Source organism: Paenibacillus residui (assembly GCF_042677205.1).
GTDB lineage: Bacteria > Bacillota > Bacilli > Paenibacillales > NBRC-103111 > Paenibacillus_L > Paenibacillus_L residui.
In genome coordinates, this window is the sequence record NZ_JBHTIU010000021.1 from 1 (window position 1) to 23,123 (window position 23,123).

Below are 23,123 nucleotides of genomic sequence, written 5' to 3' on the forward strand. Positions count from 1 at the left end.
CTGTAGGGCTAAAAGCGGATACCGTCTAAAGACGGTGGAGTTGAACCTCGCTTTTGGAAGTTAAAACCAGCCGTTTATAATGCTTGGCTGCTTCCTTTATGACTTCCTCCGTCAGTTTTCTGCCAATGCCTGATCTCCTGAATTCGGGCAGCACATAAAGTCTCCGGACTCTTCCGGTTTTGTCTTGCGAATAAGGGTCCTGATTCAAACCGCACACTCCAACGATCTGCTCTCCCCGGATGGCCGCAAACAGCGCTTCCCCCTGCCTGGAGAAAGTATTCTCCCCTTGTTCATATTCCTTGACCAATCTAACGAGATGGCGGAAGCCTTCTTCCTGACTGCATTTTACTAATGATGACAAGCTTTCCGGATCAAGGCTTGTCACTTGTGCAACTCGGATCGATTCCACAGCTACCTCCTAACTGGGGCGACCTAGAGGCGTCCCCTAAAAATGACTTCTTGATCGACCCATTCTGTTTGGCTGAAGGCTTCTGCAATGTCCATTTCCTGCATCAGCTTCTTGGATACCCGTTTCTGCTTTATAAAGGCGAGGAAGCTCTCCTCGGACGGATTAGGACTAATCTTGATTTCCTTATCATTAACCCACTCGGCAATGTTCGCCCGTCGAACGACCACGCTGTCACTTCCTATACTGAAATGGATAATGCTTCCTTTCGTAATATTATAGCTTAATCCATTGGTAATTTCTCATAGTCATTCCTGTTTCTGATGTTCCTAATGGCAATGTGGATAATAAGGAGTCGGCTTCTATTTACGGATCAACTATACCAAATCTAAACTTTCATTTTCGCAAGCATATTACATCCTTAACCCTTTTTTTCTTTGCTAAAGTTGGGTTATAATGTCCAGCAAGGTATTGGTAATGAAATGATCAGACTTACACCCAGAACCTTCCCTGGGAAAGTAAAGAAATATCACGTGTTTTCAACAGTAAAGGAGTCCGAATAATGGAAAACAACGAAAAAATAATGGTTTGTGTGTATTACGGTCCGAACGGGGAGCGGCTCATTCGCCGCGGCGGTGAATTGGCCAGGTATCTCCAATGCCCCCTGTTTGTAGTAAGCGTCATTCCTGTGCAGCCGGATAAACTTAATCAGGAGCAAGAGAATTATATGGCGCTCTGGAGAGCGAAATGTGAAGAACTAGGGGCAACCTTTATTATGAAATCTAGCGAAAATCGTAAAGCCTCTGAAATCATAGCCGAAACGGCCCGGAATCATCATATTACGCAATTGATCATCGGACAGCCCGCCCAAACGCGTTGGCAGGAGATTATTCACGGTTCTTTCGTTAATGAGCTCCTCAATCGAATAGGCGAAATTGATTTGCATATCGTGGCCGTTCAGCGAATGGATGAGGAATTGGCAGACACTCATGAGAGAGGAGTCCGTGTCACGGTTCGCAGGAATGGGGACCAGTATCACATCGGCAATTCGGAAGTCGAGGGCGAGCAGGTAGCAGAGGGGATCTTTTTCAAGGAAATGAATACCGACTTCGACACCGGCTTGTTAAAAGTAAAAATAGCGGATAAACTTAAGTATTTGAATGTCAGTCGTGGCCAAATTGTTGACCCTTCTCCTCTGCAAAGCAATGAGTCACCATAGTTTCCGAAAGCACGTGTCTGCCATAAACGTTGAGAGAGGAAGGACATCCCTTCTTCCTCTCTTTTTTCTCCTCTTCCATTGGCTATTCAAGCTTCTTTAAACTATCTTGTCATGGAAGCTGTTGATGACCTCATTAGAATGCCCGGGCTTTTTCAATAAACGCGGAATTATTAACTAAATATATTCGATGCATAAATAGTTAATTTCCCTAATCCCCAACATAAAAAATACATTGAAAAAGACATATGAAGAATTCGGGTTCTTTTATGGGAGAATATTCTTCAATTTCTAAATAAGTTTTAAAAAATTCAGTTGCTTTCATTTTCCACCTTGCTACTTCCTTACCTTCATAATAAAATTCTGCCCAATCCATTAAATCTTTCTTTACTGTAAATTCAAGTCCAGATGTGGATTTAATTAGAAATTCGGGAGATATTGTTTGCCACTGATATACGACGCGATTTCCTGTGCTTTCTCCAGCGCAATCCTTCCGAACCCTCTTCTTCTAAACTCCTTGTGCGTAACCACATTCTCTATCCACCCATAGGGTCTTGCGCTTCTAGTCAGGTTCCGAACCAGCACCAGGATGCAGGAAGCCACGATTTGTCCTTCATGCTCTACCACAATGATGCTCATGTTTCCGTCATTCAGCATGTCGCGCCAATGCTTGGACAGCTCCTCGTCCCTGGTCAATTCCGGGTCCTCCGGATGCAGATGCTTGTATAACTGCAGAAGATTCTCCAATTCCTCTTCCCGGATAAGCCTGCTTCTACTGCCCATCTTTTCGACACCCTCTCCAGTTTCTATGATTCTCTTAATTCTATATGAATTTCCAGTTGATTTCCATTTCCTCTTCCCGTTTTCTTGGAATGGTAATTTGGGGCTCCGTGTTATTCTGAAACTATATGAGTCCCCGGAATGAGATCATGAAGTGCGCGCTTGCCTCTCGTCCAGAACAGAAAGACAGCATAGAGTACTATGAGGATATTGGGCAGGTATATCGAAATACGGGGGGCTTCGGGAACAGACCACAAGGTTCAGGCAGCAATATGAATATATGAGTTAGCTCCCACGGCAGCAGCTTGATCAGCGTTCGAATCACCGTTTGCCGAAGCTTCAATGGCTGTCCATCCACCCTCTCGAGCATTAGCCTCATCATTTTTTTACCTATCGTTTGCCGTGTGCGATATTCACAATAGATAAAGTAAAGCCATACAGGTGCGGACATCGTTAACAGCACCCACAGCTCTATGGCCCAGCCGCTTTGCAGCGAGCGGGACAGCCCTCCCCCTGTGAATACATTAATTATTAATTGCACGCTAACAAGAATCATTGCAAGGATAATAAAATCAATTCCATAGGCAATCAGTCTCCGGACGGCTAACATCTTCTTCCCTACCTCCCACTATCAGGCTGATTTTTTAGGTGGAACACCAAACATAATCCCTGTGCATTTCTTCAGGCTTCTTCAAGCCTTACTATCTCTTAATTGACTGTAGTAGTCTATGACTTCCTTAAAATGCTCAAGTTCTTCTATATGTGGGCTTCGAATTAAGAATTTCCGCAACCGGGCATGTACATTGGTGATTCAAACGTCCTTTTATAGTCTAAAAATATAATGATAGGAGCTTTTGACTTGACCTCTAATATATTGGCGCATCATATACAGTGAAGTATTAAATGATAACAGAACTATTACTCCACACCTCCCAAATGATGGTTTGTATAATTTTCGTTGATTTCATTTTACGATGTTATTCAATCTGTCCCTCTCACCGCATAGATTGTTTACTACTTTTTTGCCATCTCCCTAACCCTTTTCTATTTTATATAAACCCCGATTATTACGATAATTTCTCGAATCGAGATTTAAAATAGGGCCCTGGCTTGCTAGGTGAAAATTAATTGACAATGGCGCATATCCGGCATGCTCTCTGTGCTGAAGAAGTACGGTAGAGTTCTAATTTTTGGGTACGTTTTCGGGGGCAATCCAATGATATTAAAATCCATTGTTAAGGAGGAATCATGATGCTGCCAATCCAATCGTTACGTCTTACTAAAAGACAACTAAGAATACTTACTTGTGTGGCCGCCGCATTAATTATGCAGATAATGACGGTTTTGCCCGCCTTTGCTGCAGCTCCTCAGAAAACGGTAAGCGCTTCAGCGACACTCGCCTACAATCTCAAAGGACTTCAGCATAACTTGGTTGTTCAAAAAGCTTACATCGCTTCAACGTATATTTATGTCACTCAGCGGTCTGGAGGTACGGTCTATCTTTCAAGATTGCGCATCAATGGAAAAGACGCCACATTCGTTGATAAAATGACCATCACCAATGCGGGTCATGGCCAAACCCTCGATATGTATACTTACAATGGCCAGAATTACTTCTATTTCAGTTCAAAACAGGATCCTGCAACAACGTATAACTGGTCGCTTCAAGTAGCAAGGCTGCAGTACAAAGCCGGCACGACACTCGATTATACAGACCTTCATCGGTTCACCTATATGAATTACGCCAATAAGACCGGTACCAGATTAGGGACGACATACCGTGTGGATGGCGGAGGCAACAGTACCCATACAATTTTCCGCGTACAGACGAAAGAAGGAACCGTGACTTGGTCCATTTATGATACGGTAGCGCTGAACAAGCTTCTGGACAGCAGCAAACAGGTGCGTTTGGACAGTGCGGCAGCGAAAAGCGCCTGTGTTTACAGCTTCACGCAGTCGGGCAGTGGAATCATCAGGCCGAACGGATCTTTCCAAGGAGTAGACATGCTCGGCAGTACAAGAATCTTTACATCAGGCGGCGCGCATGGCGATACTCCGCAAATTGCGATGATGTCGAACACCGGAGCATACCGAGCTCTTGTAAAGATTACCAATGTGGGGCTCAAAGAGATAGAAGGAGTTCAGACGAAAAACGGCAACGTTTATTTCACCATAGTAACAGACCCGGTAAACAAAAAAGATACGCAGAAAATTTATTACGTTCCTGACAGCATATTTAATTAACCGCTAAACGAATCAGCCCCCGAAAGCTGTTAATAAATAAAGTTAGATTAGCAAACCGATGGATAGTTAAATCGATTGCCCGGCGTAAGGCCGGGCTTTGTCACATGATTGCCAACAGAAAAATGAATGACCACCGCCTGAATCAAATGCGTTGTTATGGACTCCTTATTATTCGGATATCTTCCGCAGCAGACCCCCCCCAACCCGAAAACCCGCCATCCGGTAAGCAGGAAGATGTTCTGATGTTTCTGTCTTGCCATGCACAAGGTCGCCTCGTACCAGAGGCGTTATTGAATTATTGAGGAGCACTTATTGAAAATAACAACTTAATTGAAAAGCTTATTGACAATTTTCACTACTCTATGTTATTGTGTAGCAGTACTCAATAACATTGATTACCTACGACGTTGAGTACCGTGGGGGTGGTATTCTGGATAATCTAAGCGAAATGCTCAAAGGCGTCTTGGACGGCATCGTCCTGGAGATTATAAGCCGGGGCGAAATATACGGATATGAGATTGCCAAAAAGTTGCACGCCATGGGATTTGAAGGGCTTGCGGAAGCGACAGTCTATGCTCTACTGTTGCGGCTGGAAAAAAACAAGCTGGTTCACATCACGAAAAAACCTTCGGAAATGGGCCCCCCCAGGAAGTTTTACACGCTCAACGAGCGTGGGTTCGAGGAACTGGCATCCTTTTGGGCGAGATGGGATTTTCTTAATGGGCGCATCCAAATGTTAAGAAAACATGGAGGTGAAAAATAATGAGCTTTAGTCGTGAGGTACAGGAAAAAATGAACCAATTCGCACAGGAACAATCCCAGCACTATTTGGATGAAGCTGAGATGACCTACATGGAGAAGCTGCGGCGGAAAACCGGCCAGGCCAAAAACAAGCTCTTGAAAAAGCTTGCCAAGTTCAAGAACCGCTCGGAGACATCGCTTGAAGCGCAAAACGATATGATCATCTACATGAGCGATTACATGAACGATTTGATCGCGGGAGGATTATCCGAGCGGGAGGCATTGGAACGTGCGAAGGCGGATCTTGCATTTCGCAGTGAAACCGCGAGGTCTTCCGATTTGCAGGAGCGGTTTGAGCGGTACTTTGAAAACCGCGATCCGGCCGATTACGAAGCGATTGGGCTGTTCTATGCAGGTTTTTTGTTCCTTGGCTCTGCTATCGGGGCGCTTGTCGGATTTCTCGGCAGCGGCGGGCGCGGCAACTTTTTGGCCGGCGGTTGGATCGATACACTAACCGGCGTTGTCGTCGGCGCTGTCATCGGAATAGGAATGGGGCTTATAAGCAACGCCATAATTACATTGAAGAAGAAAAAATAAAGTGAGGGTTGATTGTATGCCAAATGCCATTGAAATCACCGAGCTAAGAAAGAGCTTTGCGGTCAAATTAAAGGGCCGGACATCCACGGTTGAAGCGGTGCGCGGAGTCACGCTATCGGTCAAGAGCGGCGAGATCTTCGGTTTTCTCGGTCCTAACGGGGCCGGGAAAACGACGACACTTCGCATGCTTACGACACTTTTGCCGGTTGATGGAGGGAATGCGGCCATTTGCGGATACGACCTTGTCCGCCAGCCGAAAGAGGTGCGGCGGCATATCGGCTATGTCGGTCAGCTTGGCGGAGCGGACATGGAAGCAACCGGACGCGAAAATCTGATCCTTGCCGGAAGGCTTTACGGGATGAACCGCCACGACGCGAGAAACCGCACCAACGAATTGCTTGATGTTTTCGAGCTAACCGAACTGGCTGATCGGGTCGTGAGGACATATTCCGGTGGGCAGAAGCGCCGGCTGGAAATCGCGCTAGGCATGATCAACCGTCCGAAAGTCCTGTTCCTGGATGAACCGACCACCGGGCTTGATCCGCAAAACCGCGCCAATCTATGGGAGCAAATCAGAAAGCTGCAGGAAGGCGGCACAACCATCTTCTTGACTACGCATTACTTGGACGAAGCGGATGCCTTAAGCGACCGGCTTGCCATTATGGATTACGGGAGGATCGTGGCGGAGGGCACGCCGCTTGCTCTCAAAAATCAAATCTCCGGCGATGTCATTCAAATTCGACTTTCTAACGAGGAATCAGAACAAGCAAAATTACGTTTGGAAAAGCTGAGTTTTATCCATGAAACCCGGCTTGAAGGCGATAATCTCTATCTTTATGCCAATGACGGAGCTCGGACACTGCCCCGCGTATTCGAATTCTTGGAGACCGAAGGCATTCGAACGCAATCGATTACCATATCCACGCCGTCCCTTGACGATGTATTTCTTAAACAGACAGGAAGACTGCTACGTGATGTTAAGGAGGGAATCGCATGAACGTGGCTTCTGAGACAGGACTGCTTTTCAAACGGAGAATGATGGAACAAATCCGCTCTCCCATATGGTTATTTATGGGTTTCACAACGCCTTTATTGTATCTCGCCTTGTTCGCGCCTCTTCTAGGCGGGATTCCCAGCGTGGGAGAAACAGGTGTTGCCAACGTCTTTGTTCCCGGCTTGCTGGCTTTATTTGCATTAAGCAGCGGCACCGGTATTGGCTGGACCATCATCCATGAGCTGCAAACAGGGGTTATTGAACGCTTCAGGGTTTCGCCGGTCAGCCGCTTTTCCCTACTAATGGGTAACGTGGTGAAAGATGTTGTCATGTTTTTGCTGCCTGCACTTATTGTCATCATTATTTCAAGCTTTGCCGGATTTCAAATTCACATTGGCGGGCTTGCTGTCTTGTTGGTTCTGCTTTGCCTATTGACGGCTGTCGTGTCTGCCGTAAGCAGCAGTTTAGGACTCCTATTCAAAGATGTCGGTACATTAGCCGCTGTTGTCACCGGATTGCAGCTTCCGATAATGTTGCTGGCAGGCGTTTTACTTCCCATTTCTTTTGGGCCGACATGGTTGCAAGTTCTCGCGCACTTAAATCCGCTGTATTATGTGGTGGAAGCTTCTCGCGTATTGGCCAGCGGCACCATTTGGGATAAGAATGTATTTCTAGCGTTCGCCGTTATGATACCACTGCTTGCGATTACCCTTGGCTGGGCAACGAACGTTTATAGAAGAGCCGTTGCATAACTACAATGGCTGATTCCAATCCCAGTATTATTTGTTATCAGTCTACATTCAAGCAATTCCTACACTTCCTACACGGCTCTCTCACTTCTCACCATGCGACCAGTTCTTCATAACCGTCTACTAAAAACGTCTCTTTCTTGGGAAGGTGGGCGCCGATTAGTCCACGTCTTCCGATATTTCCTGCTGTATGGCGATCGTTGTTTTTCCTGAATTCGGGGACAATAAAATGATTTGCAAACGGGAAGGCTTATCCCGCTCCGGTCATTTCACTGCATACGCAGCCTTTGAAAAGGGACCACTACGGTCGTCCTGCCGGATACGCCTTCCTTGGATGCAAATTCCTGCCCTATTCGTTCATTGCTTCGGGTCACCCCAACCTTTAATCAGGGATTGCCCCGGGCAGCATCACGATTCCTCCGTATTCTCCTCACTATATAACAACACAATGCCCTGTGCTTGAGACAGCAGGCTGTCACGAAGCTCAGCCGGCTCCAACACCTTCACAAGAGGCCCATATGCGAGCAATATTTCGCAGGCAGAATCCAGCGTATGGAATTCTACCTCCGCCTCGATCCAGCCGTTAACCTCGGGTCCGGTATGCAGCAGCTTCATATAGCGCTGGCGGGAAGCACGTGACAGCGCCTGAGCGCTGAGCCTTAGCCGAGTCGGATATTGAGGCAACCGTTCCCGGAATTGTCGTGTGGATTGCTCCCACCAGGCGGCCAAATCGAACGAATCGGGGCGCTCGAAGAACTCTTCCAGCATCCGGGCCCTCTTCATGCGGGAGACCCGGTAGGTTCGCAGCTCCCCTTCCACTGCTGCGACGAGATACCATATGCTGCTCTTGGCCACCAAGCCTAGCGGTTCAACCGTCCGCTCCACCGCATCCTCCTCGCGCTGATACTCGAAGTTCAGCTTCTTTTCCTGCCAAACCGCTTCTTGAACGGTTGGCAATGCCGCCAGGGATTCATCCGACGGATGCCAACCGGCGCCATCCACATGAATGCGCCGGCGAACGAGCTCCGCATCCTCGCGAAGCCGTACAGGGAAAGAAGCCAACAGCTTCTGAAAGGCGTCCTCAAACACGCTGCCGAGTCCCAAATCCCGGAGCAGCGAGGAAGAGTGGGCCAAGAGCAGCGACTGCATTTCTTCGGTCTTCATCCCGGTCAGTTGAGTCCGGTATCCTTCGGACAAAGCCCACCCTCCGTTGGCCCCCCGCTCGGCAAACACCGGAATTCCGGCTGTGCTCAAGGCCTCCATATCCCGATGGATGGTGCGCTCGGATACCTCCAATCTGTCCGCCAGCTCCTTGGTAGTCAGCCGTCCATAATTCTGGAGCAAAAGTAAAATAGATATTAACCGGTCCGCTCTCATGCTTTCGCCCCCCTCCTGCGATCGGTTCTCCCCCGCTGGTCAGCCGAAGGAACATAATTTTAGAGTTTTCAAACTAACGTTTCTTAATGAAGACCGCACCAAGATCAGACCTCAAGCGCTGGTACTTCAAGATACTTGGTGATGCTGCGGCACTCCGCGATACCGCGACACTTCGAGACAAATGTGGACCGACAAGCGTTAAAATGATTCTTCCGCAGCCCCTAGAAGCCTTGCTCGGCGGCATAATTCCCCCAATGCGGCCGGCTGCCGTCCCGGTCGGTAAATCCGTATTCATCCGAGAGCGCCCAGGTACTCAATGCCTGTCCGGATTTAAGCGCCACTTCCGGATCGGAAGCCAGCGCCGCCACTGCCCGGCCTATGTAAGCCGGAGTTTCGGACATGAGAAAATGAGGATCGATCTGACCGGCTTCCCTCCAGTTGTCCTCGGTCACGCCAAAATGATCCAGCATGGCCTCCGAACGCAGGAAGCCCGGAGTCAGCGCCAATGCCGTAACGTTGTACGGCTTAAGCTCCGCCGCCATCGCTTGGGCAAGATGGATGACCGAGATTTTGGCCAAGCTGTAATACAGATTCCCCCGATAACGGTAATCCGTGCCGTCCGTTATTTCTATAATCAGTCCCTGCCGTCTCTCAATCATCAGCGGCGCGCCATAGTAGCAGGTAATCATGTGGGAATGTACGGCCCGCCGCTGCATAAGCAGGCCGTTATCCAGCGAATGCTCCCAGAACGAGGTGTTCCATTCGGATAGCGGGTCTCCGCCCCACACATCATTGACCAGAATATCGAGACGACCCGATTGTTCTCTTCGGACCCGCTCGAATAAAGCTTTCACCTCTTCCTCCACCGAATGATCCACACGAACGGGAATTCCTGTCCCGCCGCTGGCCGTCACTCTGTCGGCTGTTTCCTCGATCGTCTCCGCCCGATTCATATCGGATAAACTTCCCCGGACACTCCGGCCCGTGCAGTACACCGTTGCTCCGGCTTCCCCGAGCGCGACTGCTATTCCGCGTCCCGATCCGCGGGTCGCACCGGCCACCACGGCCACTTTTCCCTGTAATGGCTTCATTTCTATTATCGCTCCTTCTCCGGCAAGAGTGCAAAGTGCGGTGATTCACCGAACCTTTCAATTTTCGCTGCCTTATCCAAGAGTAACAGACTTATATGACATCTAATGTCATATTAATTTATATTTCTCTTACGGAATATACATGGAGCCGATATTGGCCTGGAACCTGTCCATAGAGGTCCCCGTTAGCCGGATCGATGGAGCAATCTCGCTGTCGGATGCGAAGCCTTATCTGGCGGAAGCCAATTCCCGGTAATCGGTCGGCGTCAGGCCGGTGTGGGCCTTAAAATGGCGGAAAAATACTTATATTCCTTATAGCCCACCTGATCGGCGATTTCATAGACCCGGTCCGTGCTTTCGAGCAGCAGCTCCTTCGCCCTCTTAATTCTCTGCTCATTCAGAAACTCGGAGAAATTTTTCCCCGTATGCTGCTTAAACAGCATGCTGAAATAGTTCGGCGTAATTTGCAGCCAGCCGGCGACATCCGCCGCCCGCAGATCGCTTCCGCTATTTTGAATGATATAGGATTTGGCCTGCTCCATAATCCGCCAGGCTTTTCCCGGGCAAGGAGGCACCGCTGCTGATGCGAGCGCAAGCAATTGCTCGATAAATATCGTTTCAATCGAAGCATAGGAATTATAGACATGCGGGTCAAGCCGGGCCAACGGATATCCGGCCGCTTCCCCCCCGATCCGAAGCCCGCTCTCCCTAAGCTTGCGGCAGACCATCAGACGAAGCTCGTCGCAAACCTGAACCGCTTCGTCCAGCAGCATCCTCCGAGCTCTGCAGCAGTTCAGAAGCTCCCGCACCGCCACAGCGACTTCATACTCTGCTTCCTTCAGTATGGACCGGGCCAGCCGCTCCTCCCATTGACTCATCTCGTCACTTAAACACGGAACGGATCGGGGAGGCGTTCGTATTTCGTGTCCGTATTCGAACACGATGCGGTCTGCCTCTATCGCTCTGCGTCGAAGAGCCTGTACGGCCTCCATCCCGTGAAGGCGAAAGCAAGCCGGGTCACTGAACGAGCCGGACACCCCAAAAGCGAGTCGGCCGGGCCCTTCCCAACGTTCCGACGTCTCGCTCAGAAGCCTCTCAAGCATATCGAATTGCGCGTTCGTACAGCTCGCACCCGGAGCGGAATCAATGCAGCTCGCAGAGGCGCCCGCAGCCATCGTAACGAGCAGGTTCGGATGGTGGAAAATAGATAGCGGATACCAGCCCCCAGCTTGCAGTGCCGCTTCCACGGCCGCTTTCCAACGCATCCGCATCTGCTTGCTCTCCGCTTCCGAGAGGTGCTGCCGCCAACAGGCATAATCATCCAACTGGCTGACTATCACCCGGCAGTCTGTTGGGGCTTCACTCTCCCATAGCAACGCGGCCGGAGGACAGGCTCTATCGATTCCCTGCATCTGATCGTTAAGCCAGCCCAGCCATTCCTCCCTCTCCTTCCGGTGCTTTCGTTCTCGATCTGCAGCCAATTGACCGGTAATTTTCGCGACCAGTCCGAGCAATTCATCAATATCGACCGGCTTGAGCAGATAGTCCTCGATTCCCAAACGGACAGCCTGCCGGGCATATTCGAATTGTTCATAACCGCTGATCAAGATCACTCTAATATGAGGATAACGGCTTTTTAGTGTTCCCGCCAGCTCCAAGCCGTCCATTCCCTCCATAGAGATATCCGTCAGCACCAGATCGAGAGGCCGCACGGCAGCGATGCGCAGCGCTTCCTCTCCGTCATAGGCCTCGCCTACGACATCGATCCCAAGCGTTTCCCACGGAATGGTATGTCTCAGTCCGCTGCAAATGACCGGTTCGTCGTCCACAATCAACATTTTGAAAGTCAAGGTCCGATTCCCGCCTTTCCCGGTTGGTCTTTGCGATGCAGCAATCGGACAGCCTGCTCCGAATTGTACAGCAGAGGAAGCCGGAGACTGACTCTGGCTCCCCCGCCCGGCGGCTCTCCGATCTCGAATCCCACACTCTCTCCGAACACGATTCTCAATCGCTCCATAATATTATGCAGAGCCAGTCCCTGCGCGGGCTGACTGCCGGGGGAGCCGAATGCTCCCATCAGGAAGCCGGCAAGCTCCGGGGCAAAACCGCTGCCGTTATCGAGCACGTCGATCCGCAGCCCGCCTCCCGATTCGTAGCAGCGGACGGCAATGACCCCCTGCTTCCTGCGGGCCAGCCCGTGCTTCAAGCTGTTCTCCACAAGCGGTTGGATAATTTGGGTCAGCATGACGCAATGATTTACCCTTGCATCCGCCAGCACAGTGAAACTCAGCCCGTCGCCCAGTCTTCTCTTCTGCAGCTCGAGATACGAGCGGACGAATTCCAGTTCATCCTGCAGCGTCGTCCACATCCGGTCCTTCCTCAAGCTGTTGCGGAAGAAACGGGACAGAGCTTCAATAAGCTGACTGGTCTGCCCGGCCTGCTCCAGCCTGGCCGTCCAGCGGATCATATCCAGCGTGTTATACAAAAAATGAGGATCGATCTGACTTTGCAGCAGCTTCAACTCCGATTCGCGCTGGCGAATCTCCAGTACATACTTCGTATCGATCAGTCGGCGGATCGTTCGGACCATCCTGTTGAACTGCCTGCCGAGGCTGCCGATCTCGTCCCCGGAACGGATGGCGACCCGCGCCTGAAAATCCCCCCCCTCCAGCCGCATCGTCTGTTTCTTCAGCTCGAGGATCGGACGGATTATCGTCCAGTGAAAGCCGAACAACGCGGCCAGTCCCAATAGGACCATGACGCCAAGGATCAGCAGAATCGAAGCCTTGATGCCTTGGGCGTGGCTCTCGATCCGTGCCCTGTCGATCAAGGCGATCAATTGCCAGCCCGTTGCTCCGACCTCGCGGATGATTTGCAGATAGCTGCCGGCATTCGGCCCCTTGCCGGAATAGAAGCTGCTTGCCCCGCTGCGGTCCAGCCACGGATTAGATGAGCCGATGACGCGTTTATCATCGTGAAGGACCACCGTACCGTCGCCACGGACAATAAAGATATGGCCGTACTGCTTGCCCATCCCGGTTTCGAGCAGTGCCGACACTGCCCCTTCATCCATTCTTACGGTGACCAGGCCGATCGGGCGCTCGGGATCGTCATACGAGTTGATGACGCGAAACATCGAAAGGACACGTTTGCTCTCGTTCCAGCCGCTGTAGATGAGGTAGGAATCGCTCCAGACGGCTTCTCCCCGCTTGCTGCGGGCTTTCTCCCGCCAATCGGTTTCGTCGCTTAAGACCGGCTCGCCAAAGTCGACCCGGCCTCCTCCGATTCCTTCAATTGAAATCGATTTAATATAGCCTTTGGACATCAGTTGAAAGGTGGCGAAGCCCATAATGCTGTCCTGTATGCGGTCATTCTCTTCGGGAGAAATCTGATCCGGCGGGCTCATCATGAACGTTCGGAAATCGCGGCTGTACGTCATATAGTCGGACATATCCTCGACGGCTTTCATCTTGTCCGTCAAATTCATGACGATTACATCGAGATTCCGCTCTGTGGAAGCCATGAATTGCTCACGCAATATACCGCTCAGCTGCTGGAGAACAACCTGCCCGAGCCATAGAGTAGGCAGCGTAACGAATACGGCAAACAGGATGTAAGACTTCCACTTCAAACTCAATCGCGCCAGCCAACGGCTCCGCTTTCGTTTCCGCATGCGGCTTCTCCTTCTTTCCGCTCAATCTGCTGCCCGGTTATCATTCAGCCATTGATCCATGACCCTCTGCATTTCTTGGGCGGCCTCCTCCGGTGCTGCCTGCCCTTTAACAATGGCGACAAGCCCGGTCTCAACCGCGTCCTTCACCGACAGCGGAACGACGCTGTCCAGAATCGGGGCCGTCCCGTTGCCGGTCAGCCCGATGATTTCCCGCAAGGAAGGGTCGGCGTCTTCGGGGATTTCCAGCCTGGCCGGCACAAGAATATTTTCCATTAACAAGGACCGGTAGAAGGATTCATCATAAAAAAATTTAAGAAACCGGAATGCGGCTTCCTTCTTCGCCGGATCGAGCCGGCTGTTGACGGCAATGCCCATCTGAATATTGCCGGCGCTTCGGGCCGGGTCGCCTCTGCCTTCAGCGAACCTCGGAAACAGGGCGACGCCTACCTGGGTGCCGTTCGGATTATCGATTCTGAGCTTGGCATTGTAAGAGCTGTTGGAAATGACCATAGCCACCTCCCCTTGCAGGAACCGCTCCAGCACCTGAATCGCATCGATGGAATTCATATCTTCATTCCAAACTTCCATCTCGGCTAATTCGCCGATAACCGACAGTACACGAACGAACCCGGACTCCGTGAACGCCCTCTCTCCGCTGGCCACCCCCTGCAGGAAACTGGGGCCGTTGATCCGGTCCGTAATGATAGAGACATAGGCCGAAGACAGCGGCCACTTATCTTTATTGCCGAGCCCGATGGGCGTGATGCCCAGCTCCTTCAAGCGGACCAGCATCTCCTTGAACTCCCCGTAGCTGTCCGGGAAATCCTTATATCCGGCCTTTAACAGATAGCTTTTATTATAGTAGATAATATCGTCGAAATTCTGGATGGCGGGCAGAGCATATGTCTGCCCATGAACCGTGAAGCCCTGCAGTGCATCGGGAGGAAGCAGCTCCTCCCATTCTCCGATGATGTCGTCAATCGGCATCAGGAGCCCGCTGTCGACCAACGGAATCAGTCGGGAGCCCGGCCAGACTACGCTTAAATCGGGCAGCTTCCTCCCCGCGCTGTGGGTACCGAGCTTGATCTTGTACTGCGCGGAGGCGATCGCCTCCTGAGCGATGCGGATATCCGGATTCTCGCGCTCAAATTGACGAAGCCTTTCCATATATACGGTGCTCACCTTGCTGGGTCCGGACCAATTGTGCATGAAGGTGAGCACCGTCGGCTCGGGCGGTCCGGCGGCCGAATCGGGAGCCCTATTCCGCGGCCATGCCGTAGCACACGCCGTCAAGCCCATGAGAAGCGTTAAACCGATGGCCGCGCAAAACAAACGTTTCATCCGGCTTCTGGTCATAACTTCCTCCCCCCGCAAACTTAGAAAGCGCTGTCATTTCTGGTGGGAATCATCGGCTAACATTGGTTTGTCTGTCCTTTTATTTTCATTATAAGTCGGAGATGTCCGTTTGAGTATCCTTGCGAATTAAAATAATATCCGAAAAACCTACACTTCCTGCCAAAGGAGAGCCTCTGACAAACAAACGTCCGCAAACCGTATGAACCGATGATCTTAGCTTGCTAATCGGACAGGATTGACCTAGGGGAGGATAACCGGAATCGGAGCCAATCCTGACCATCCTCCGTCCTTACGGGTAGGGACGATATGTGCAGTGAACGGGCTGCTTGCAGGCTAAAGGATGATGGGGACGGACTGAACGGCTGAACATCCTGGCAAGGAACAGGCTATCCCTTGGTTCCGCTGATGACGATGCCGCGGATGAAGTACTTCTGGGTGAAGAAGAACAGCACGAGCGGAGGTGCGACAGCGACGACCGACGCAGCCATCAGCAGATTCCAGGGAGTTCCCCCGAAGGCGGCGGTAAATCCGGCCAACCCGAGAGACAGCGGGAACTTCTCCGGCGAGTTGATATAAATGAGAGGCCCGATCAAGTCATTCCAGCGATACATGAAGTCCAGAATGGCGGCCGTGGCCAGCGCCGGCATGGACAAGGGCAGTATAATCCGGAAATAGACCGTCCAATAGCCGCCTCCATCGATCTTCACCGCCTCGTCCAAATCTTTGGACAATCCGAGAAAAAACTGCCGCATCAGGAAGATCAGGAAAGCCCCACCGCCGATAGCCGGAATAATCAGCGGGTAGTACGTATCAATCAGCCCCAGCTTGTTGAAGACGAGATATTGCGGAATCATCGTCACCTGGGGCGGCAGCATCATCGTGCTCAGCACGATGGCGAACAGAATGCCGCTGCCCTTGGCCCTAAGTCTCGCAAAGCCGAAGGCGACCAGCGAGGAGGCGGCGACATGGATCGAAATCGATACGGCGCTGTACCATACCGTATTCCATAAATATTTGCCCATCGGTGCGATGGTAAAAATGTCCTTGTAATTTTCCCAGCGGATATCGAAAAAAAGCAGGGAAGGCGGCATCGTATACACATCCGGCAGATGCTTCAACGATGTGATGATCATCCAGTAGACCGGGAAGACAAAAAGCACGGCTCCCGCCAGCAGCAGCACATAAGTGACGATTTTTTGCAGCGGATTCAGCTCTCCGTGCCCGTATATTTTTCTAAAGCGCAGCATAACTCCTCCCCCTATCGGTTATCACCGTATTCATAATGGACGAACCTTCTGGAGAGCCACAGCGACAGCATCGTCAGCACGAAAATGATGATGAACAAAATCCACGCCTGCGCCGAGGCGTATCCCATCCGGTACTGCCCGAAGGCCGTATCGTACAGATACAGCACGTAAAAATAGGAATTCCAGTCCGGCCCCCCCTTGGTAATGACGAACGCCTGCGTGAATACCTGGAACGAGTTGATGATTCCGATAATGGAATTGAACAAAATAACAGGTGAAATCAAGGGAACGGTGATGCTGAAAAATTTTCGCACGCTTCCGGCGCCGTCTATATCGGCGGCTTCGTACAGCTCCGAAGGAAGCGATTGCAGGCTGGCCAGGAAAATGACGATCGTCGAGCCGAGCGAGGTCAAATGCATGAGCACCATGGACGGAACGACCGTCTTGGAATCGTTGAACCATCCCGGGCCCTGAATGCCGAACACATCATGCAGCACGTTATTGACAATCCCGAAATCGGGATTCAACAGCCAGGACCAGAGGAAGGCGACGGAAACGCCGGAAACGATGGACGGCGCGTAATAAATCGTGCGAAACAGCGCTGTCCCCTTCACCTTGCGGTTCAGCAGGACCGCCAGCAGCAAGGAGCACAGAATGGAAAAAGGAACATTCAGCAAAGCGTAATACGCAGTGACGCGGAGCGACTTATAGAACAGGCTGTCCTGGAACAGCTTGATGTAATTGCCCAAGCCGATAAAGTTAGGCGTAAGAACGACATTGTAATCGGTGAAGCTGAGCAGCAGGGAGGCGATGAAAGGCCCCCCCGTAAAGCATACGAATCCGATAAGCCACGGAGATATGAACAGCCAGAACGCTCTCTGCTCCCGGATTCTTTCCATATTCCGCTTCCTCCCCGGGGGCATCCGCTCCGGAGCGTGGGCGGAAATTTCCATCTCATTCATATTCGCTCACCTGCTATTTGCCAGATTTCAGATTCCGCAAGTTTTTGTCGATTTCCTCCAATGCTTGCTGAACCGTTTTGTTGCCGTTGTAGACACCGTCCATCGTTTGCTTGATCATGTTACTAACAGGGGAAAACTCTCTTATGAGATGGCCGGCATCCTCCCTTCCGTATTTCAGCGAGCCCTCATTGACTTGCTTCAGCTGCTCCGGCGTCATTTCCGTAACTTTGGCCATCTGCTCATACCACCGGTCCAGAAGCTCCGAATGAACCGGAGTCGCTCCCGAATTTTCGGCAAACTCTTTGGCCGCCCCGTTGGAATCGATCAGAAATTTCACGAACTCCCAGGCTTCGTCCGGGTGCTTGCTGTTCTTATAAATATTCCACGGGTCCACATAGTTGGGAACCTGACGGCCCTCGGCATAAGGGACAGCGGCCACTCCCCAGCGGAATTTCACGCCCTGCGTGAAGTTTTGGAAGCCCCAGCCGCCTTTGAGCACCATGGCCACCTTGCCGGTCATGAACGGATCGCCAAGCTGCGAGACGGCATCGAGTTCGCCTTGGGAAGGAGAAATTTTATGCTCGAAAATCATATCCGCATTAAATTGCAGCGCCTCCAAATTCCTCGGATTGGTAAGGACCGCCGGCTCACTCACTTCGCCTTTGACATAATCCTCTTCCTTGAAGAAATCTCCGCCCCACTGCCACACCCGCGTATGATTTTGCAGGTCGTAATAGAAGCCGAATTGCTTATCGCTCGATTTGCCCGTATCCTTCGTCAACTGTTTGGCGACCTCGACGAACCGGTCCCAGGTCCAGCTTTGATCATCCCAGTCGGTCGTCGGGTACGGAATGCCCTCTTTATCGAACAAATCCTTGTTGTAGAACAGGAAAAATCCGTAATGCAGCATCGGAACCCCGTATATTTTGCCTTCTATCTTGTATACATCCAGCAGCCGGGGGTCGATCCCTTCGACCGCTTGCGGATCTTTCTCGATATACGGGGTCAGATCCATCAGCAGATACATCCCTTTCCATGTCGCAAATCCTCCGCCCCAGTTCGCGGACCAAACATCCGGCATCGTGTTGCTGGCGACCATCGTCGGCAGCTTCTGCGGCACATCCGTCTGGGTCAAGGTCATCAACTTTACTTTAATGTGCGGGTGCTCCGCTTCGAACGTCTTGACCGTATTTTCATACCATGCCTGCTTATAGGGATTCGATACGACCAACCAGGTAATCTCGACCTGCTCTTGTCCTCCTTGGCCTCCTTCCGCACCGGTACCGCTTCCTCCTCCGCAGCCGGTCAGCGCTGCCAGCAGCAGGAACAACACGAGCCAGGCCGGGACAATTTTTTGTCGCATAAGCTTTCCTCCTTTACTGAATCGGGTTGGATTCTTTCATCGGGCCGGGCTCAGACCCTTGAAAATATTTAAATTTCGGGACATATTTAGTCCTTTAAGGACTTTTGACGTCCCATATACTCCGGGCAAATCCATGACGGATTTGCCTTCCTTCACCATCACAATCTTTGAATATGGCAGATTCTTCGAAATCGCTTGCCTATACAGCCGCGCTGTGCGTACCGCTCGTTCGCGCCTCCGCCTTGCGGATCATGCGCCACAGCCAGACAAAACCGGCTGCTCCGAGCAAGGAAACGACCGCACTGATCGTATACATCGGAGCGGGTCCCAGATTCTGAAACATCCATCCTCCGATAAATCCGGCCAGTATGCCCGAAATGCCTCCCCAGGTAAGGGCAAATGCCGCCTGCCCGGTCGCGCGATACTCGCTTGGAATAAGATGGGCCGTCAGGCTCGTTCCGACGTAATAGTAGCCGCCGAACGTAATGCAGTGAAGCACCTGGATCCATATAATTTGCCAGGGCCCGGCCGCAACCGCCATGAGCAGCCACCGTAAAGCGAACAGCAGGCTGACCGCTGCCAGACAGGCGACCATCGTATTCGTCTTTTTCTTGAGGAAGCGGTCAAACAGCAGAAAAACCGGAATTTCGAAAATAGCGGAGAAGAAGGCCGACCAGCCAATTAGCGTTTCGGAGCCGCCCAAATCCGAAATATAGATGGAGACGAAGGTCGAATTCATCGAATTCGGCACGGAAATGAGCACTCCCAGCAGGACAAATATCGTAAAGTGGGGATTGATAAACACTTTCCCGTACCCGCGCCCGTCGAATTTGGTCGGAACTTCGGCGACCTGTCCCCGCGGCAGTCCGATCGTAAAGGCCAGTGTGATCAGCAGCATCACACTGTAAATGATCCACAGCCGGTCAATTCCTGTCCTCTCGATTACCGGCCCGACCGCGACCGCCAACAAAGCCCAGCCGAGTGAGCCCCATAACCGGAAGGTGCCGAATTTGTACCGCGTCCCTTCGATCGTATTCAAGATCAGACTATTGCTCTGTGAGAACAGCGGCGTCTGGAAGAAAAAGAACACGATCATGACCAGATATATGACTCCAAACGATGTCGTATGGAACACCGCCTGCACGGCCAACAGATTCCCCAGCAGCAGGATGACGATGACGCGCCGAAGATTTTGGAAGCGGTCGCTTAAGTACCCCCACATCGGGTTGGCAATGATCGAGACGAACGGTCCGCCTGCCATCAGCATGCCGATTTCCATCCGGCTCAATCCCGCTTTCATGAAATAGAAGGGAAAAAAGGCGAACAGCACCGCAATCGAGCCATATACGAAAAAGTTATAGATCTTCAACTGAACCAGCGAGCGAGCGCTTGCCGGCTGGACCGTATCCGTCATAAGCTACCCCTCTCTTTCCGCCGAATTCCTGAGGAGAGAAGCGCCGTTCCCATCCTTATACGGGAATGGACAGGGAAACGGAACGCTCGGCTACCTCCTCGGCTGTTACTTCGCGGCCAAGCGAATCCGACAAATAAATCCCTTCGCTGATCAGCATCGTCTGAAGCGCAATATCTGCGGTGGGCAGCAGCTTGACCCTGCCCTGCAGCGCAGCGATCCAATGGTGCTGGGACGAGTCGTAGGCGTCTTCATTCTCCCTCAGCCGGTGCCAGCGGAGATCCATCATGTTCAAATCGACGGTGCTGTCGAGGTCGATGTCGCATCGGGTTGTGTAATACGAGAACTTCTGGTCCCCCGGACCGTAGGCGGGCAGCCGGATTCCTCCCTTGGAGCCGACCACTGAGCCCCCCTCGAATCCGCCCAGATGAACCGACCACGCTTCGATAATATCCATCGTCACGCCGCCGGCAAAGCGGACGAAGCCCAGTCCCAATTCCTCGACATCGAAGCCGCTGGCCGCTTTCCTGTGAGCGTCCATGTCCATCTCCTGGTAGGTCTTGCCGGATATTCGCTCGACCTTGGGCAGATCCAGCAGATACAGCATCTGAGCAATATGATAGACGCCCATATCGAAGATGGCTCCGCCTCCTGCCGTTTCCTTGCGGGTGAAATAGGCGGTTCCGAAGCCGTCCACGAACGGCCGGTTTCTTCGGCGGAATCCGGTCGCCCGGGCATGGTACAGCGATCCGAGCTCTCCTCCGTCGATTAACGCCTTCGCCGCTTTGGTCTCCTTGCGGTACAGCGTACCCAACTGGATATGCAGCATCTTTCCCAGTTCCTGCGCCCGGTCCACCATCCGCTTGCCGTCGAAGTAGGAGCCCGCAATCGGCTTCTCGCAGTAGACATGCTTGCCTGCCTCCATGGCAGCGATGGACACGGGAGCGTGGTAATTGTTATGGAGACATACATCCACCGCATCGAGATCGTCCCGCTCCAGCATTTTCCTGTAGTCGGTATATACGTGCGGCACGCCGTATTTGTCAGCCACCGATTTCGCTTCGGCTTCGTTAATGTCACAAACGGCAACGACCTCCGCTCCCGCCAGCTTCGAATAATTTTCCATATGATTCTTGCCGATGAGTCCGACACCGATAACCCCTATCCGAATCGTCTTCATGCCCTATTCCTCCGTTTCTTTAAAACCTCACTCCGCCTCGCTCGCGGCCAATACCCTCTTGACCGAAGCCAGCAGCCACTCGACTTCCCCATATTGGTTGTTGGGCGCGTTGTACTCGACCGCCCAATATCCGTCATACCCGGCCGCTCTAAGCATCCGGACCTTCTCCACCGCTTCCGGGCCCGTCACCGTATGGGCGGAGAAATGCGTATGAACCGTCCAGCGGGCCACCATGGCATCCCCCTGCTCCACATCCTCTCGCCACCTGCCGATATGCAGCAAAATTCCGTAGCTCGGATGATCGACCGCCTCGGCTATTCTCGCCATCGTGCCCGGCACGAGCGAGGGGCCCATATGGTTCTCGGGACCGATCAGGAATCCGTTATCCTTCGCAAACTCGCAGTACTCGCGGAACCGGTTGACGATATATTCGAACTGCTCTTCGGTGATCTCCGTCGTTTCGTAGATACCCGTATCTATCCGGACCGTCTGTGCCCCTAGCGCGGCCGACATCTTCAGATGATCCAGCGCGTTCTTGTGCAGCGCTTCCCTTTCCACCGGATCGGGGTCCCAAATATGCGCTTTATCGATGGCAAAATTAGCTAGGATTAGCTCCCTTTCATCGAGCGCTTGCCGAATTTTCCGTATGTAATCCTCGTCAGGCACCCTGCAAAGCTCGCCCGTACCATCCGCAAAAAAACCGTTCCACAAATCGACGGCATCCAAGCCGTAACGGTATTTGACCGTTTCCAGATAGCCGAATACATCCATCGTTCCTGCCCGGAAAGAATTACAGAACGAATAGCCTCCAACTGACAATTTCATGATAGTGCACCTCTCTTTCTTCCATTCCTGCACTTGTAAATTAAAGTTGAACAAGCCTTGGCCTACCTTTTCCCGTTGATCATTTTCCGTCGAGCAGCAGCTAAATGGGCAACATTGCCTTTCCTCGTCGACACCTCCCAGTTTTTGGATTATTGCCTTGGTTTGATTATAACCGCTTACAAGCCTCTCTCCTATCCCGGAAATCCACAAAATTATCTGATTTTTTAAGCACAATAGAAAATGCGGACAGCTCAGGTCCAAACTGCCTGGAGGCACATTGGTAAGGGAGACGCGGATGGCTTGAAACTACGCAATCGTCATGGGCGTGGCGTCTAAATGGATATAGTCCGGCTATTTTGCTCCTATGAGGTTAAGAAAGAAAACTTACTGGAAAACCCCCAGTTATTTACTGTGAAAAGAGCTATATCACTGCAAGTCACCCATTTTAAAAGGCAGTCTGCAGCTAGAATTTCCATTTAGACCCCCATGCCTCTGGCCGCGGCACCATCAGATGGTGAAAATGGATGTATTTTCAAGATAGAATAGAGTTGAACTGCTTCAATAGTGTGAAATTTGAAAACTAACTGGATTTCATACAGTTAGATTTCTATATTCGGAAGAAATATGGAAACTAACTGGAAAACCTACAGCTAGTTTGTGCCAAAACAGCCGTTTCGCCCAAAGTTGCCCATTTTAACTGTAGTTTATCCAGTTAGTTTGATCATTTTCGCCCATTCGCTTGAATCTACCTGTACAAAATACAGTTAGACGCGCCATTCCGTTTGCATGGCACCAGCAGACGGTGAAAATAGACGGATTTTCCAGGTAGACGTGCCATTCCTCCACGGCCCCCTAACGAAACTGGAGTCCTACCCTACAATATATTATTGTATTTCTTAGGGAGGCGACCA

22 protein-coding genes are annotated in these 23,123 nt (G+C 51.5%); 6 read left to right on the forward strand and 16 right to left on the reverse strand.

Annotated elements, in window-relative coordinates:
• Nucleotides 1–25: 25 nt before the first annotated feature.
• Nucleotides 26–409, reverse strand: coding sequence for a GNAT family N-acetyltransferase (locus tag ACFQ03_RS05835; RefSeq protein ID WP_379286730.1), 384 nt, complete (start codon nucleotides 407–409; stop codon nucleotides 26–28).
• A 23-nt stretch (nucleotides 410–432) separates the two neighbouring features.
• A complete protein-coding gene (locus tag ACFQ03_RS05840; protein ID WP_379286732.1) occupies nucleotides 433–636 on the reverse strand; it encodes a hypothetical protein in 204 nt (67 codons plus the stop codon).
• 332 nt (nucleotides 637–968) lie between these two features.
• Here ACFQ03_RS05840 and ACFQ03_RS05845 point away from each other — a divergent pair, with 332 nt between their 5' ends.
• Nucleotides 969–1,625, forward strand: a complete 657-nt coding sequence (locus tag ACFQ03_RS05845; RefSeq protein WP_379286734.1) for a universal stress protein — start codon at nucleotides 969–971, stop codon at nucleotides 1,623–1,625.
• 208 nt (nucleotides 1,626–1,833) lie between these two features.
• On the opposite strand, the gene ACFQ03_RS25890 is transcribed toward ACFQ03_RS05845, so the two are convergent.
• The 3 genes from ACFQ03_RS25890 to ACFQ03_RS05855 all read right to left on the reverse strand — a co-directional run bounded on the left by ACFQ03_RS25890 (nucleotide 1,834) and on the right by ACFQ03_RS05855 (nucleotide 3,012).
• Complete coding sequence (locus ACFQ03_RS25890) at nucleotides 1,834–2,061, reverse strand: tubby C-terminal domain-like protein (protein ID WP_449290182.1); 228 nt, start codon at nucleotides 2,059–2,061, stop codon at nucleotides 1,834–1,836.
• The gene (locus ACFQ03_RS05850) at nucleotides 2,043–2,405 is read right to left on the reverse strand and encodes a GNAT family N-acetyltransferase (protein WP_379286736.1); all 363 of its coding nucleotides are present in this window, start codon (nucleotides 2,403–2,405) and stop codon (nucleotides 2,043–2,045) included. The genes ACFQ03_RS25890 and ACFQ03_RS05850 overlap by 19 nt, the downstream gene beginning before the upstream one ends.
• Nucleotides 2,406–2,601: 196 nt before the next feature.
• Nucleotides 2,602–3,012: an RDD family protein gene (locus tag ACFQ03_RS05855; RefSeq protein WP_379286738.1), complete on the reverse strand. Its 411-nt coding sequence runs from the start codon at nucleotides 3,010–3,012 to the stop codon at nucleotides 2,602–2,604.
• Between the two features lie 641 nt (nucleotides 3,013–3,653).
• On the opposite strand from ACFQ03_RS05855, the gene ACFQ03_RS05860 reads away from it, so the two are divergent.
• The 5 genes from ACFQ03_RS05860 to ACFQ03_RS05880 all read left to right on the forward strand — a co-directional run bounded on the left by ACFQ03_RS05860 (nucleotide 3,654) and on the right by ACFQ03_RS05880 (nucleotide 7,730).
• Nucleotides 3,654–4,646 carry a phage baseplate protein gene (locus ACFQ03_RS05860; RefSeq protein WP_144937880.1) on the forward strand — a complete coding sequence of 331 codons (993 nt, stop codon included), beginning with the start codon at nucleotides 3,654–3,656 and terminating at the stop codon, nucleotides 4,644–4,646.
• A 448-nt stretch (nucleotides 4,647–5,094) separates the two neighbouring features.
• Entirely contained in the window at nucleotides 5,095–5,409 is a 315-nt protein-coding gene (locus ACFQ03_RS05865; RefSeq protein ID WP_379286765.1) for a PadR family transcriptional regulator, read from the forward strand.
• A complete protein-coding gene (locus ACFQ03_RS05870; protein WP_144937883.1) occupies nucleotides 5,409–5,984 on the forward strand; it encodes a hypothetical protein in 576 nt (191 codons plus the stop codon). The genes ACFQ03_RS05865 and ACFQ03_RS05870 overlap by 1 nt, the downstream gene beginning before the upstream one ends.
• 16 nt (nucleotides 5,985–6,000) lie before the next feature.
• Nucleotides 6,001–6,981, forward strand: a complete 981-nt coding sequence (locus ACFQ03_RS05875) for an ATP-binding cassette domain-containing protein (RefSeq protein WP_379286740.1) — start codon at nucleotides 6,001–6,003, stop codon at nucleotides 6,979–6,981.
• Nucleotides 6,978–7,730, forward strand: a complete 753-nt coding sequence (locus ACFQ03_RS05880) for an ABC transporter permease (RefSeq protein ID WP_379286742.1) — start codon at nucleotides 6,978–6,980, stop codon at nucleotides 7,728–7,730. The genes ACFQ03_RS05875 and ACFQ03_RS05880 overlap by 4 nt, the downstream gene beginning before the upstream one ends.
• A gap of 405 nt (nucleotides 7,731–8,135) precedes the next feature.
• Here the strand turns inward: ACFQ03_RS05880 and ACFQ03_RS05885 are convergent, their stop codons facing one another.
• The 11 genes from ACFQ03_RS05885 to ACFQ03_RS05935 form a co-directional block, all read right to left on the reverse strand.
• Nucleotides 8,136–9,104 (reverse strand): helix-turn-helix transcriptional regulator, encoded by a 969-nt coding sequence (locus ACFQ03_RS05885; protein WP_379286744.1) that lies wholly within the window; start codon nucleotides 9,102–9,104, stop codon nucleotides 8,136–8,138.
• A gap of 221 nt (nucleotides 9,105–9,325) precedes the next feature.
• Nucleotides 9,326–10,195, reverse strand: a complete 870-nt coding sequence (locus tag ACFQ03_RS05890; protein WP_379286746.1) for an SDR family oxidoreductase — start codon at nucleotides 10,193–10,195, stop codon at nucleotides 9,326–9,328.
• A gap of 266 nt (nucleotides 10,196–10,461) precedes the next feature.
• Nucleotides 10,462–12,045 carry a response regulator transcription factor gene (locus ACFQ03_RS05895; protein ID WP_379286748.1) on the reverse strand — a complete coding sequence of 528 codons (1,584 nt, stop codon included), beginning with the start codon at nucleotides 12,043–12,045 and terminating at the stop codon, nucleotides 10,462–10,464.
• The gene (locus ACFQ03_RS05900) at nucleotides 12,042–13,868 is read right to left on the reverse strand and encodes a cache domain-containing sensor histidine kinase (RefSeq protein WP_379286750.1); all 1,827 of its coding nucleotides are present in this window, start codon (nucleotides 13,866–13,868) and stop codon (nucleotides 12,042–12,044) included. Before ACFQ03_RS05900 ends, ACFQ03_RS05895 begins: the two co-directional genes overlap by 4 nt.
• A 21-nt stretch (nucleotides 13,869–13,889) precedes the next feature.
• A complete protein-coding gene (locus ACFQ03_RS05905; protein ID WP_379286752.1) occupies nucleotides 13,890–15,224 on the reverse strand; it encodes an ABC transporter substrate-binding protein in 1,335 nt (444 codons plus the stop codon).
• A 386-nt stretch (nucleotides 15,225–15,610) separates the two neighbouring features.
• Nucleotides 15,611–16,471 (reverse strand): carbohydrate ABC transporter permease, encoded by an 861-nt coding sequence (locus ACFQ03_RS05910; protein WP_379286754.1) that lies wholly within the window; start codon nucleotides 16,469–16,471, stop codon nucleotides 15,611–15,613.
• Between the two features lie 11 nt (nucleotides 16,472–16,482).
• Nucleotides 16,483–17,370 carry a carbohydrate ABC transporter permease gene (locus tag ACFQ03_RS05915; RefSeq protein WP_379286756.1) on the reverse strand — a complete coding sequence of 296 codons (888 nt, stop codon included), beginning with the start codon at nucleotides 17,368–17,370 and terminating at the stop codon, nucleotides 16,483–16,485.
• 76 nt (nucleotides 17,371–17,446) lie between these two features.
• Nucleotides 17,447–18,796 carry an ABC transporter substrate-binding protein gene (locus ACFQ03_RS05920; protein ID WP_379286758.1) on the reverse strand — a complete coding sequence of 450 codons (1,350 nt, stop codon included), beginning with the start codon at nucleotides 18,794–18,796 and terminating at the stop codon, nucleotides 17,447–17,449.
• A 199-nt stretch (nucleotides 18,797–18,995) separates the two neighbouring features.
• A complete protein-coding gene (locus ACFQ03_RS05925; protein WP_379286760.1) occupies nucleotides 18,996–20,210 on the reverse strand; it encodes an MFS transporter in 1,215 nt (404 codons plus the stop codon).
• 55 nt (nucleotides 20,211–20,265) lie between these two features.
• A complete protein-coding gene (locus ACFQ03_RS05930; protein WP_379286762.1) occupies nucleotides 20,266–21,387 on the reverse strand; it encodes a Gfo/Idh/MocA family protein in 1,122 nt (373 codons plus the stop codon).
• A gap of 27 nt (nucleotides 21,388–21,414) precedes the next feature.
• Complete coding sequence (locus ACFQ03_RS05935; protein ID WP_144937907.1) at nucleotides 21,415–22,212, reverse strand: sugar phosphate isomerase/epimerase family protein; 798 nt, start codon at nucleotides 22,210–22,212, stop codon at nucleotides 21,415–21,417.
• Nucleotides 22,213–23,123 lie beyond the last annotated feature (911 nt).